The organism is Mycobacterium cookii (assembly GCF_010727945.1).
Taxonomy (GTDB): Bacteria; Actinomycetota; Actinomycetes; order Mycobacteriales; family Mycobacteriaceae; genus Mycobacterium; species Mycobacterium cookii.
Genome location: NZ_AP022569.1, coordinates 2751884 through 2765154, shown reverse-complemented (window position 1 = coordinate 2765154; position 13271 = coordinate 2751884). Strand labels below are relative to the sequence as shown.

Annotated in this window: 14 protein-coding genes and 1 tRNA gene; 10 read left to right on the top strand and 5 right to left on the bottom strand. The window is 65.4% G+C overall.

Annotated features, from left to right (window positions below; genetic code table 11):
• Positions 1–65 precede the first annotated feature (65 nt).
• Positions 66–665 (bottom strand): TetR/AcrR family transcriptional regulator, encoded by a 600-nt coding sequence (locus G6N27_RS13060; RefSeq protein ID WP_163776705.1) that lies wholly within the window; start codon positions 663–665, stop codon positions 66–68.
• 141 nt (positions 666–806) lie between these two features.
• Between G6N27_RS13060 and G6N27_RS13055 the strand changes: the two genes are divergently transcribed.
• The 8 genes from G6N27_RS13055 (at position 807) to G6N27_RS13020 (ending at position 8961) form a co-directional block, all read left to right on the top strand.
• Complete coding sequence (locus G6N27_RS13055; RefSeq protein ID WP_163776704.1) at positions 807–1595, top strand: SDR family NAD(P)-dependent oxidoreductase; 789 nt, start codon at positions 807–809, stop codon at positions 1593–1595.
• A gap of 17 nt (positions 1596–1612) precedes the next feature.
• Positions 1613–2686, top strand: a complete 1074-nt coding sequence (locus G6N27_RS13050; protein WP_163776703.1) for an NAD(P)H-dependent amine dehydrogenase family protein — start codon at positions 1613–1615, stop codon at positions 2684–2686.
• 68 nt (positions 2687–2754) lie between these two features.
• Positions 2755–3507: a mycofactocin-coupled SDR family oxidoreductase gene (locus tag G6N27_RS13045; protein ID WP_232065078.1), complete on the top strand. Its 753-nt coding sequence runs from the start codon at positions 2755–2757 to the stop codon at positions 3505–3507.
• Between the two features lie 25 nt (positions 3508–3532).
• Positions 3533–4663: an NAD(P)H-dependent amine dehydrogenase family protein gene (locus tag G6N27_RS13040; RefSeq protein ID WP_163776702.1), complete on the top strand. Its 1131-nt coding sequence runs from the start codon at positions 3533–3535 to the stop codon at positions 4661–4663.
• Positions 4664–4902: 239 nt separating this feature from the next.
• Complete coding sequence (locus G6N27_RS13035; protein WP_232064568.1) at positions 4903–6066, top strand: glycosyltransferase; 1164 nt, start codon at positions 4903–4905, stop codon at positions 6064–6066.
• Positions 6063–7085: a glycosyltransferase gene (locus tag G6N27_RS13030; RefSeq protein ID WP_163776700.1), complete on the top strand. Its 1023-nt coding sequence runs from the start codon at positions 6063–6065 to the stop codon at positions 7083–7085. The genes G6N27_RS13035 and G6N27_RS13030 overlap by 4 nt, the downstream gene beginning before the upstream one ends.
• Positions 7082–8563: a glycoside hydrolase family 130 protein gene (locus G6N27_RS13025; RefSeq protein ID WP_163776699.1), complete on the top strand. Its 1482-nt coding sequence runs from the start codon at positions 7082–7084 to the stop codon at positions 8561–8563. The genes G6N27_RS13030 and G6N27_RS13025 overlap by 4 nt, the downstream gene beginning before the upstream one ends.
• Positions 8560–8961, top strand: coding sequence for a hypothetical protein (locus G6N27_RS13020; RefSeq protein WP_232064566.1), 402 nt, complete (start codon positions 8560–8562; stop codon positions 8959–8961). Before G6N27_RS13025 ends, G6N27_RS13020 begins: the two co-directional genes overlap by 4 nt.
• 4 nt (positions 8962–8965) lie before the next feature.
• Here the strand turns inward: G6N27_RS13020 and G6N27_RS13015 are convergent, their stop codons facing one another.
• The 3 genes from G6N27_RS13015 to G6N27_RS13005 form a co-directional block, all read right to left on the bottom strand.
• Positions 8966–9169: a hypothetical protein gene (locus G6N27_RS13015; RefSeq protein WP_163776698.1), complete on the bottom strand. Its 204-nt coding sequence runs from the start codon at positions 9167–9169 to the stop codon at positions 8966–8968.
• Between the two features lie 259 nt (positions 9170–9428).
• Positions 9429–9500 (bottom strand) — tRNA-Thr (locus G6N27_RS13010).
• Positions 9501–9806: 306 nt separating this feature from the next.
• Complete coding sequence (locus G6N27_RS13005; protein ID WP_163776697.1) at positions 9807–10535, bottom strand: hypothetical protein; 729 nt, start codon at positions 10533–10535, stop codon at positions 9807–9809.
• 127 nt (positions 10536–10662) lie between these two features.
• Between G6N27_RS13005 and G6N27_RS13000 the strand changes: the two genes are divergently transcribed.
• Positions 10663–11379 carry a response regulator transcription factor gene (locus G6N27_RS13000; protein ID WP_163776696.1) on the top strand — a complete coding sequence of 239 codons (717 nt, stop codon included), beginning with the start codon at positions 10663–10665 and terminating at the stop codon, positions 11377–11379.
• Entirely contained in the window at positions 11345–12871 is a 1527-nt protein-coding gene (locus G6N27_RS12995; protein WP_372512992.1) for a sensor histidine kinase, read from the top strand. Before G6N27_RS13000 ends, G6N27_RS12995 begins: the two co-directional genes overlap by 35 nt.
• Here the strand turns inward: G6N27_RS12995 and G6N27_RS12990 are convergent.
• Positions 12860–13267, bottom strand: coding sequence for an HIT family protein (locus G6N27_RS12990; protein WP_163776695.1), 408 nt, complete (start codon positions 13265–13267; stop codon positions 12860–12862). The genes G6N27_RS12995 and G6N27_RS12990 overlap by 12 nt on opposite strands.
• Between the last annotated feature and the right edge of the window lie 4 nt (positions 13268–13271).

Sequence of the window (13271 nt, the reverse complement as noted above, 5' to 3'; positions counted from 1 at the left end):
TCAAGGATCCCTCCTACCGGTCGGCTGGCCCGATCCTCCCGAAATGACTGACTCTCGTCAATCAGCTACCGCGTTTCAAGACTCCGCAGCGCGCTGGCGACGTAGTCGTCGAGCATCGCGCTCTGGGTGGGCCAGTCGTGCGTGGTGGTCAGCAACGCATAGAGGCCCAGCAGGAAGAACACGGCACTATTGACCGGAACAACCTGCGGTGCAACGCGACCCAATTGCTGGGCCCGCTCGATCTCCTGTGCGACCCGGACGATGACCGGATGTTCTTTGCTCTCGTCGGTGGGGCGGGTCTGTGAGAAATGCAGAGCAAGAAAGTCTTTGAACAGGCTCGCGCCGAGCCGACGCTCGAGGCCCACGACGAGACGAACCGCCTCCTTGAGGGTGGAGGACAGATCGGGGGCAGCGTCAAGGTAGCGATCGAGCTGTTTGGCGATGCGCTCCTCTTCGCGCCGTTCGAGTTCCAGCAACACGTGTTCCTTGGTCGGGAAGTGAAAGAAGAACGTGCCGTGCGCAACTCCTGCAGCCGCAACGATCGAACCGACGTCGGCGTCTGCCATGCCGGCACGCTTGAACTCGGCGATAGCAGCTCCCAGCAAGCGCTCGCGCGTCTGCAGGCGCTTCGCCTCTCGCGCCGAAGGCTTTTCCACCGTTGCCATGGTCCGTTTCCTCTGATCCCCGTACCCCGCCCGATCTGCAGGATAGCTGCAGCCGCGGCCGCGGGCACCCTTTCATTCCGTTGACTAAAGTCAGTTTTGTTTGTTAGATGAGGACCACGTAATGCCGACGAGAGGATCGGGATGGCGCTTGAGCAGTTCAATCTGGACGGACAAGTCGCGATCGTCACCGGCGCGGGGAAGGGCGTCGGGCAGGGCATTGCGAGAGTCCTGGCGGAGGCGGGCGCAACAGTGGTCGGGACCGCACGTACTGAATCCGATATCCGCGCAACGATTGCCGGTATCGAAGATGCCGGTGGCAGCGGACTGGCGATGACCGCCGATGCCATGAGCCGCCCTGACGGTGAGCGGGTCGTCGCTGCGGCCATGGAACACTTTGGGCGCGTTGATATTCTGATCAACAATGTCGGCGGCTCGACTTATGCACGATTTCTCGACATCACCGACGAGGACTTCCGGCACACCTTCGACTGGTGTGTGACGTCGGCGTTCATCATGAGCCAGCTCGTGGCGCCGCACATGATCGAGGCAGGCCACGGCAACATCGTCAACATTTCCTCTGGCTCAGCCCGTTTCGGTATCCGCGCGCTGACGGCGTACTGCGTCGCCAAGGGCGGACTCGAGGCCCTTACCCGTGCAATGGCGCAGGAACTGGCGCCGAAGATCCGCGTCAACGCGATAGCCCTGGGCTCGTTCGCCACCGATGGCTTGCAGGGAAGCCTCGACCTGATGCCTGGATCGCGAGAAAAGATGGAGGAGACGACACCGCTGCATCGCCTGGGCGACGTCGCCGACCTCGGGCGGCTGTGCGTTTATCTGTCCACCCGGGATTGTTACGCAACCAACGCGATCTTTCATGTGGACGGCGGCATCGACTCGAACAACTCGCCGTTGCCGATTCCCGACTACTGATCAAGGACGGACGCGGGATGCGCAGGGTAGTTCAATTTTCGACCGGTAATGTCGGGGTCCATTCGCTACCGGCGATCATCGGGCGCCCGGATCTAGAATTGGTCGGCGTGCACGCCGCCAGCCCGGACAAGATCGGTCGTGACGCCGCCGATCTGTGCGGGCTGAGCGAGCCGACCGGCATCATTGCGACCGATGACATCGACGCGCTCATTGCGCTGAAGCCGGACTGTGTCGTCTACACCGCACAGGGTGAGACGCGGCCGATGGAAGTCATCGAGCAGATGTCGAAGTTCCTTTCTGCGGGCATCAATATCGTGGCGACATCGATGGTGTGGCTGGTCACGCCTCGCCAGGCCGACGACTGGCTACGGGTGCCGCTGCAACAAGCCTGCGAGGCCGGCAACGCTTCGCTGTATGTCAACGGCATCGACCCTGGCTACTCCGGCGACACCGAGGTGCACTCCGCGCTGAGCCTGGTCACCCGCGCCCGGGCGATCACCGTGCAGGAAATCTTCGACTACGCCAACTACGACGATTACGAATTCACTGGCAAACAAATGGGTTTCGGTGTCAGCGCCGAGGATGATACGCCGATGCTGTTCCTGCCGGGCGTCCTGACCACGATGTGGGGCGGCGCGGTTCGCAACCTCGCCGAGCAGCTGGGAGTGCAACTCGACGAGGTGAGGCAACGCATCGAGCCGTGGTACACCGACAAACGGATCGAATGCAAGATGGCGACGGTGGAGCCGGGTCAAATGGCCGCGGTGAAGTTCGCGGTCGAAGGGGTTCGTGACGAAGTTCCGGTGATCACCATGGAACACATCACGCGACTCACCGCCGACTCGGCCCCGGGCTGGCCCTATCCGCCCGACGGCCGTCCGGGCGTACACCGAGTCGTCGTTGACGGGGATCCTCGCGTCGAGCTGAACACGCACGTGTCACACCCGGGGCTTGACGTCACCGAGGCGGGATGTCTTTCCACCGCAGCTCGGGTAGTCAATGCGATCGACTGGGTCTGCCGCGCGCCGGCAGGGCTGATCGCCGTCGAAGACATCCCTGCGGCAGAAATTATCAGCGGACTGATGTGGTGACTGGACCTAGACCGTCGATCGGACGGGTCGCAGGCAAACGAGTCCTGATCACCGGTGCCGCACGCGGTTTGGGGCGCAGTCACGCGCTCAGACTCGCCGAGGAGGGTGCCGATCTCATTCTCGTCGACCTCTGTGAGTCCCTGCCGGCGCTCGAATACGACTTGGCCACAAAGGACGATTTGGCAGAGACGGTGCGCTTGGTCGCCGAGCACGGCGGCCGCTGCGTGAGCCGAGTCGCTGATGTCCGCGACGAAGCGGCATTGCGCTCAGCTGTCGACGAAGGCGTGGACGAACTGGGCGGATTGGACGGCGCCGTCGCCAACGCCGGTGTGCTCACCGTCGCACCTTGGGACAGAACAACTTCCGATCACTGGCGCACAGTCGTCGATGTGAACCTCATCGGGACGTGGAACACCTGCGTCGCGGCGATCCCGCATCTGCTCGCCCAAGGAGGCGGCAGCTTGGTCAACATCAGCTCGGCGGGTGCGATGAAGGGATTCCCGCTTCAAATTCCCTACACCGCAACCAAGTACGGTGTTACGGGCTTAACGATTGCGCTCGCCAATGAGCTTGCTGCACAGAGTATCCGGGTCAATTCGGTGCATCCTACCGGGACGCCCACCGGTATGGTGCCGCCGTCGTTCGGCGCCACTCTCGGCGAGGAACGTCCGGACCTGATACCGATGTTCGTCAACGCCATGCCCACGCCATGCATCGAACCCGTGGACGTCAGCAACGCGGTGCTGTTCCTGATCTCGGACGAATCGCGTTTTGTCACCGGACTGCAGTTCAAAGTCGATGCGGGAGTGTCGATCAACTAGTGATCATGAAACCGAAGGAGGAGCAATGACGACGGTCGAGCAAGGTCACGCAAACGCAACCAGGTCCCCGGTCGACAAGAAGTATCGCGTAATCCAGTGGGGCGTCGGAAACGTCGGAACGATAGCGCTTCGCCATTTTGCCCATAACCCCGCCTACGAATTGGTCGGGGTGCTCTGCAACCGTCCAGAGAAGGTCGGCAAAGATGCCGGCGAACTCTGCGGTAAGGCACCGACCGGTGTGCGCGCCACCAATGACAAGGATGCTATCGAGGCATTGGAAGCCGACTGCGTCTTCTATGCGCCGCTGTGGTCTGACCCCGACGAGGTCTGCCGACTGCTGCGCGGAGGCAAGAACGTCGTCGCCTCTGGGGGCGCATGGTGGTATCGGACCGAACACAGTCAAGCTGATATCGACAAGATCCACGCGGCGTGTATCGAGGGCGGGACATCGTTTCACGCCGGGGGCGTCAACCCCGGTTTCGCTGGAGACCTGCTCGTTCTGACGCTGGCGCGAATCGTCAGCCAGATCGACACCATCCACATCTACGAGGTGGTGAATTTCGGCAGAGACACCTTGAAGTATCTGTACGAGATGGGCATGGGCAGTGATCCGGCCGGTTTCGAAGACGGCCCCAATCTGCTGGGGCAGGCATGGCCGTTGTTCGCACAGTCGATGGCCATGATCGTCGAGGGAATGGGCAAGACAGTCGACAGGTACACCACCGAGGTCGAGCTCGGGGTCGCCACCCGCGACATCCCGTTCGAAGGCGGCGAGACCAGCGATATGCCGGGGTTCAAAGGTGTGATCAAGGCAGGCACCGTGGCGCGGCAGCATCATAAGTGGACGGCGTGGGTGAACAACAGGCCGCTTGTCGTCTTTCACGAGATCTACACGATGGACACATTCGATGCTATTGAGCCGCAAGAGGACTGGCCGCAGCACTACCACTACCGCATCGTGATCGAGGGTGACTCATCCACCGAGCTCATCCTCCAGGGGGCCGCGGATCCCGACGGCGGTTACGCACTTCCCGGGTACACCTGGACCGCGATGGGACCTGCGAACGCGATACCCGCCGTCGTGGATGCACCGCCAGGGTTCATGAGCCACAACGAACTCGGGCTGATGCCCTTGCGTGGGGTCATACGCGAATAGCATTTCGGACCATTCGGACCTGCCCGAGTGGGCAGATGATCGGTCTTCGGGCCCGCGACCACACGGTTCGGTCGACGCGGGTGTAACGTTGTCAGTGCTGGTGCTCACCAGCGCATCCGGAATGGCTCAGTTTCTCTCGCTGATTGGCCCGAGCATCTGCTCACACCGGACACACGTGGCACTCGCCACAGACACATGTGGCAACTGCCAGTCGGGATAACACTTTGAATGCTTCATCTTTGGCCCAATCGTTGATCGCACCCTTTGGGGCGCAACACTTCTCGTATGTGCCGCGGTTCGGCATCCTCAGCACCTATTCGCCGACGGCGTGCGGGCTCGCGACATTCACTGCCGCGTTGGCGGACAGTTTGACCGCTCGAGGCGTCGACGTCCGTGTCGTACGCATCGCTGACGATCAGCCCTCGACGGAGTCCCTCGTCGTCGGGGAACTCGTCAATGGAGACCCCGCGTCCGCCACCGCCGCCGCCGAAATGCTCAACCGTGCCGACATCGCGCTCATCCAGCATGAGTACGGCCTCTACGGTGGACTCGACGGGGACGAGGTCGTGCAGATCATGGCGGCGCTGCGGGTGCCGTCCATCGTCGTCGCTCACACGGTGCTCAAACACCCGACGCCGCAACAACGTTCGGTGCTCGAACGAGTGATGGCCCTGACCGACCAAGTGGTCGTGATGTCGGAAGGGGCACGCCAACGGCTGTGCGACGGCTTCGTCGTCGACCATCGCAAAGTCACCATCATCCCGCACGGGGCGGTCCTGCCCGCCACCACCGATGTGCGGCATCAGGACAGACCCAGCATTCTGACGTGGGGACTGATCGGCCCGGGCAAGGGCGTTGAACGCGTCATCGACGCTATGACGTCGCTGAAGGACCTGACGAACCCCCCGCGCTACCTGATCGCCGGCCGCACCCACCCCAAGGTGCTCGCCTCCCAGGGTGAGGCATACCGCGAGGCGCTCGGCGCCCAAGCCCGGCGCCTCGGCGTCGCCGACTCGGTGTCGTTCGATGCGGAGTACCGCAGTCCAGCCGCCATCACCGAGCTCATCCAGGCTGCCGCCGTCGTCGTGCTGCCCTACGACTCGAAAGACCAGGTCACCTCTGGCGTACTGGTCGACTCCGTCGCCAGCGGTCGCCCCATCGTCGCCACCGCCTTTCCGCACGCTGTCGAGCTGCTGGGTAGCGGCGCGGGTACCGTCGTGGCCCACGACGATCCGGATGCCCTCGTCACCGCGCTGTCGCGACTTCTGACCGATCCGCACGCGGCCGGCGCCATGGCGACGCGCGCCCGCGAGTTGGCCCCGGCAATGGCGTGGCCCGTGGTCGCCGGCACGTACATCGAGCTCGCGCAACGGCTGGTTGCCGCCCGCTTGGCCGTGGCATGACCGGCCCCGCGCCCCGTCCGGTCTTCGCACACCTGCTTCGCATGACGGACCATCGCGCCACCTTCGAGCACGCCTGCATGGCGGCACCCCGCCGCGAACACGGGTACTGCACCGACGACATGGCCAGGGTGCTCGTCGTCGCTACCCGCGAATCCGACGCACCGGGTCTGGTGAACGGGCTCGCCGGCAAGGCCCTGCAGTTCCTGAACGACGCGCAGTCCCACAACGGCTCCTGCCGCAACCGGATGGACAGCGCGGGCAATTGGACCGACCAGCCCACCACGGGCGACCACTGGGGCCGTTGCATCTGGGGGCTCGGCACGGCTGCCGCCCACAGCGACGTGAGCCTGGTGCGCCGGCTTGCGGTCATTCAGTTCGAGCGCGCCGCCAAGGCCAGGTCGCCGTGGCCGCGGGCGATGGCGCACGCCGCCATCGGCGCCGCCGAACTCCTCACCTTCGAGCCGGGTAACCCGGCCGCCCTGCGATTGCTCGGTGACTACGCCGCCACCGTCGCACAACCCAGCAGTACGCCCGAATGGCCTTGGCCCGAGCCAAGACTGACCTATGCGAACGCGGTTCTCCCGGAGGCGATGATTGCCGCCGGCGTCGCACTCGAGGACGCCGACCTGAAACAATGTGGCCTCGATCTGCTGGAGTGGTTGCTCGACTGCGAAACCGCCGACGGCCACCTGTCGCCCACCCCCGTCGGCGGTCGGGGACCGCACGACGATAAGCCCGCCTTCGACCAGCAGCCCACCGAGGTGGCCTCCCTCGCCGACGCCTGCGCACGCGCCGCGGCCACCGACCCGCGCGCACTCTGGCCCGACGGTATCCGGTTGGCCGCCGCCTGGTTCGAAGGCGCCAACGACGCTGGGCTGCAGATGTGGGAGCCGGAGGCCGGCGGGGGGTACGACGGGTTGCTCGCCGACTGCGTCAACCTCAACCAGGGCGCGGAGTCGACGGTGTCGGTGATCTCCACGCTGCAGCATGCTCAGCGCTTCTCACCTGTGCCGCAATGACTTTGACACACGCCGGACTGGTCACCCGCAACCCGGAGCGGATGGCGGCGAACCCGGCGCGAGTGATCGCGCAGCTCTTCGTGCCCGGGCAGGAGGGCTTCGAGCTTCAGGAGTCCCGTGCGGGCGTGGTGCTCAAGCGCATCCTCGCCCTGACCGACGACGACGTGCACTCGGCCTTGGACGACGTCATCGTTCGCTTCGACGGACGCCACCGCGACCTCGCGGGCACCTTCCGCCGGCACGCCAACGAACTCGCCGATCGGCTTGATCCGACCATCACGCTCTCCGATGCGCGAATGCTCTTGCTGGGTGCCACGTTTACCAGCGAGTACGCCATCGAAGGGGCGGCGTTATGCAATCCGAGCATCGTCGTCCATCCCGATCAGACCGGCACGGCGGCGGGGAGCTTGCGCTTCGCCATGAGCGTGCGGGGAATCGGGGAAGGCCACCGCTCGTCCATTGGATTCCGCACCGGCGTCGTCGACGCCGCGGGCCGGGCCCGGATCGACGAGCCCGCACCATTCGCGGCGAAGGGCCGCGCATCGGGGGCGCTGCTCGACGCGGCGGTGTTCCGTGGTGAATTCGCGTGCCTCGGCGACGTCGGCGAGGCCGCGGACTACGTCTTCGACGCACTCGACGACCGCTTCACGCGCTCCGACCTCGACGAGCGACTCGCCGACCTTCGCCGCCACATGCGCACCCGTGGACACGGGGAACGCACGGCTGCCCTGATCCGCACCATCGCCGACCGCTTCTACTCAATCGAATTCCCTAGTGGCGCTGCGCTTTCCGAACGCGTCCTGTGGCCTGCGATGGAAGCCGAGCAGGCCGGCATGGAGGACGCCCGGTTCGTCCGCTTCGTCGACGACGACGGCTCGGTCACCTACTACGCCACCTACACGGCCTACAGCGGGTCACATATCAGCCAGCAGTTGCTCGATACCAGGGATTTTCAGTCCTTCAGCTCGAGGCCGCTGGTTGGAAGGGCCGCGGCCAACAAGGGCTTGGCGTTGTTCCCGCGTCGCATCAACGGTCGCTACGCCGCCATGTCGCGTTCTGACCGCGAGACCAACACCGTCGCCTTCGCCGATCATCTCGCGGTCTGGACCACCGCGTCGCCCTGCCAGCGGCCGATCGAATCCTGGGAGGCGCTGCAACTCGGAAACTGCGGTCCGCCAATCGAAACCGACGCGGGCTGGCTGGTACTCACCCACGGCGTCGGGCCTATGCGCACCTACAGCATCGGTGCGATCCTGCTCGACCTCGACGACCCGACGACAATAGTCGGCCGGTTGCGTCGCCCGCTGCTCAGCCCTGCGCCCGACGAACAGAACGGCTACGTGCCCAACGTCGTGTACTCGTGCGGCGCACTCGTTCACGCCGACACCTTGGTGATCCCGTACGGGATCGCCGACAGCGCCATCGGCCTTGCCACCGTGCCACTTCCAGAGTTGCTTGCCGACATGAGGTCACTGTGAGTACGACGAAACGGGCCACTGACGACGTGTCCAACCCGCTAGGAGAGTACGTCCTGCACATGGGCGCGGGTTTCGTCGCAAAGGAACGTCCGCACGTGCTGCGGACGTTGGCCACCCTCGCGCCGCATCTCGGCCGGTGGGACCCGCTGGACGTCAAACTCGAAGTGTCGCTGCAGGACCGGGGCCGTAGGGAACAGCGCGTCACGCTGCGGACGACCCTGCCCGGGCTCAGCCCGCTCGTCGCGGTCGCCGGTCATCCCGACATCACGCGCGCGCTGCACGACGCCAAACACGAGTTGATCCGGCAGTTGGAACATCAGAAGTCAACGCACGCGCCCACGCACAATCGCCAGACCATCCGTCACCCTGGTGCTTCGGCCCACCGACGCCGTAGTTAGCAGGTCACGCCCTCACGATCGGCTGCCTGGACTTGTCGGAGTTGTAGGACTCGTCGAGCTCGTTGGGGTCGTAGGACTCGTAGGACTCGTAGGACTCGTAGGACTCGTAGGACGTGCGGGGCTCGTCGGCGTCGTAGGGCTGGTCGGGCTCGTTGGGGTGGTTGGACTCGCCGGCGTCGTGCTCGCCAGGCCTGGCCCCTCGCCGCACCAGTCGGCCACATCCTTCGGGTACTGGTCGAGCGGAGGAGGGCAGCGGTACCCCGGCGGAAAGTTGGCGCCAGCGTTGAGCAGGTCGCAGGGAACGAGGACCTGCTTGCCTTTTTGGGTGTTGCTCACACACTTCACCGGTTGACCCGGCGGCACCGATGGATCGGCGTGAGCTGGGAGCGGGGCGACGGCGGCCACCAATACAGTGCCGAGCATCCAGGCAAGCCGGCGATAGCTCATGAGAACTCCTTTGATCCTTGAGCCCCCTGTCAGGATTGAACTGACGACCGCTCGCTTACAAGGCGAGTGCTCTACCACTGAGCTAAGGAGGCCGGTTTTAACCGGTGACAAGCCTAGCGGGGCGACGATGCGGGCCGGAACGGCCCGCTGAGGAGCCGCGCGATCGGGCTCTGCGGGGCGACGATGCGGGCCGGAACGGCCCGCTGAGGAGCCGCGCGATCGGGCTCTGCGGGGCGACGATGCGGGCCGGAACGGCCCGCTGAGGAGCCGCGCGATCGGGCTCTGCGGGGCGACGATGCGGGCCGGAACGGCCCGCTGAGGAGCCGCGCGATCGGGCTCTGCGGGGCGACGATGCGGGCCGGAACGGCCCGCTGAGAAGCCGCGCCATCAGGTCCGAACTACTCGTCGTGCTCGATGATGCGCTGGGAACGCACGGTCCGCGGCGGCCCGGTCCGTCGGGGGCGACGGCCCGGCAGCGGAATCCGGTCGGCGATATTGCTCAGCGGGTTGACGACCAAGGTCAGCGACGTCACCGCGTCCTGCAGCGTGGCGATGGCAGGCTCCAACGCCTCCATCCCGGGCGCAAGCCGGCTCAGCGTGTCGGCGACCGCGGCCAGCTGCTCGAGCGGCCCGTTGCGGGCGGTCAGCTTGTCGATGAGACCGCCCTCGGCGAGCAGGCGGTCGGCCAGCCCGTCCTCGGCGAGCAGCCGGTCGATCAGCCCGTCGTCGGCGACCAGCTGATCCGCGAGCCCGCCCGGCTTGAGAGCTCGCTCCAGCCCGCCGCCCTCGGCGGTCAGCCGGTCGAGCAGGCCGCCTTCCTGAGTCAGCATGTCGACGACGCCGCCCGGGCGCAGCAGCCGATCGATCGGCCCGTCGGTGGCCAGGGCACGGCCCAGCGGCGCGTCGTCGTCCAGCAGTCGGGCCAGCCGGTTGGCCCGGGTGATCGCATCGTCGATGCCCAGCATGTGCGTGACGGCGTTGGACCGCCCCTCCGTGCCCGCTTCGCCGAGGCTGCGATGCGCCATGCCGAGTGCCGTGGTGGCGACGCCGAGGCCCGCGTCGGCAGCCGCCAGGCCGACCCGCACCGGTGCGGTAGCGAGGTTCGCCAGACTTTTGCCGAGGTTCATCCCCCGAGTCTATTCAGGCGTTACAGAAATCCGTGGTGATTATTGTCAACCGGCTTCCAACTAACTCTCAGCCTGAGCACAGCTAGCTTGGAGGATTCCCTTAGCTAAGTGCGAGGGAATTGACGTCATGTCAGCAGCAATGCACGAATCGCTACCGGAAGCACGGGTCCTCGTCGTCGATGACGAGGACAACATCGTTGAATTGCTGTCGGTGAGCCTCAAATTCCAGGGCTTCGAGGTCCACACCGCCACCAACGGAGCGGCGGCGCTGGACCTGGCCCGTGAGGTCAAACCAGATGCGGTGATCCTCGACGTGATGATGCCCGGAATGGACGGCTTCGGGGTGCTGCGCCGGCTGCGGGCTGACGGCATTGACGCGCCGGCCCTGTTCCTCACCGCGCGTGACTCGTTGCAGGACAAGATCGCCGGGCTGACGCTCGGCGGCGACGACTACGTCACCAAGCCGTTCAGCCTGGAAGAGGTCGTGGCCCGATTACGAGTCATCTTGCGGCGCACCGGCAGAGGCGTCGTGGAGAACCGCAATGCCCGGCTGGCCTTCGCCGACATCGAGCTCGACGAAGAAACCCACGAGGTGTGGAAGGCCGGCGAGCCGGTTTCGTTGTCGCCCACCGAATTCACGCTGCTGCGCTATTTCGTGATCAATGCGGGCACAGTGTTGAGCAAGCCGAAGATCCTGGACCACGTCTGGCGCTACGACTTCGGCGGTGACGTCAACGTCGTCGAATCGTATGTGTCATACCTGCGTCGCAAGGTCGACACCGGCGAGAAACGCCTGCTGCACACCCTGCGTGGCGTGGGCTACGTGCTGCGGGAGCCACGATAGGAAACGCGCGGTTGTCTGCACCACCCACGACGTTCCGTCGAATAATGTTCTGATGCTGAAGCGATTGCGGGCCGCAGTGCCGCTGCGGGTGAGCCTGGTCGCGGCGACCCTGGTGCTGGCGGCCTGTGGTCTCGCGGTCTCGGGCGTCGCGGTCGAGGCGATCTTGCGCAACAGCCAGATCCACCGCGTCGACCGCAACCTGCTCGATGCCAGCCGCGGCTGGGCGCTGGCCGCCCGAACGACATTGCCGGGGCGGCACAGTCCCACCGCCGATCGCCCGCCGTCGAACTACTACCTGCGCAGTACGTTTCCGGACGGCCGAACCTGGTCGGTGGTCAACGACAGGAGAGCAGAACCGGCACTGCCGGCGAACAACGACGTCGGTGCTGTGCCGGTGACCGTTGGCTCGGTCGATCATTCCGGCACGAAATGGCGTGCGGTCTCGGTGCATAGTGGGCAAGGGCGGGTGATGACTGTCGCCTACGACCTGTCGGATTTTCTGCAGACCGACCGGGCGCTGGGATGGCTGCAGCTGGGCATCGGCGTGGCGGTTCTGTTGGTGCTGGGCCTGGCCAGCTATGCGGTGGTGTCGCACAGCCTGCGGCCACTGGCGGAAGTCGAGAAGACCGCTGCGGCAATCGCTCGCGGTCAGTTGGATCGCCGTGTGCCCGAACGTGATCCGCGGACTGAAGTGGGCCGGCTGTCCTCAGCGCTGAACGGCATGCTGGCGCAGATCCAGACGGCGGTGGCGTCGTCGGAGTCATCGGCAGGATTGGCCCGCCGGTCCGAGGAGCGGATGCGCCGGTTCATCACCGACGCCAGCCACGAGCTGCGAACTCCGCTGACCACCATCCGTGGCTTCGCCGAGTTGTATCGCCAAGGTGCGGCCCGCGATACGGAACAGACGATGGCACGGATCGAGAGCGAAGCGCGCCGGATGGGCCTGCTGGTCGAAGATCTGCTGCTGCTGGCGCGGTTGGATGCACAACGCCCGCTGGAAAGCCAACGAGTGGACTTGCTGGCGCTGGCCGCCGACACAGTGCACAACACCCGAGCGATCGCACCGCAGCGCAAGATCACGCTGGATGTGGTTGACGGGCCGGGGATTCCAGAAGTGATCGGCGACGAGGCGAGGCTGCGCCAAGTGCTCAGCAATCTGATGGTCAACGCCGTCCAGCACACCCCGGATACCGCCGACATCGCGGTGCGGGTCGGCACGCGGGACGGCTCCGCGGTACTGGAAGTGATCGACGACGGGCCCGGCATGGCCGAGCAGGACGCGCAACGCGTTTTCGAGCGGTTCTATCGCGCGGACACCTCGCGAGCCCGCAGCAGCGGCGGTTCGGGCCTGGGATTGTCCATCGTCGACTCACTCGTCCGCGCGCATGGCGGCACCGTCGCAGTGACGACCGCACCCGGTCAGGGCTGCCGCTTCTTCGTCAGCCTCCCGCGGATCGTCGACGTGGCCGCGCGCGCTGATTCAGTCGGTTAGCTCGGCGATGGCCGCCTTGATCTTGCGCTGCGCCTCGTCAAGGGATTCCGCGGACGGGTTGCGGTCGACGTTGGCGAAGCCGAAGTCGCTCAGGCTCTTCGCCGGGAAGACGTGGACGTGCAAGTGCGGGACCTCGAGTCCGGCGATGATCACCCCGGCCCGGTCAGCCTCGAACGCTTTCGTGACAGCCTTGCCGATCAATTGGGCGACCGACATGATCCAGCCGAACACTGCCGGATCGACGTTCTGCCATTGATCGATTTCTGCTCGCGGCACCACCAGCGTGTGTCCCTGGGTCATCGGCTCGATGGTCAAGAACGCGACGACGTCGTCGTCGGAGTACACGAACCGGCCCGGCAGTTCGCCGTTGATGATCCTGCTGAAAAGGGTGGGCATCGCT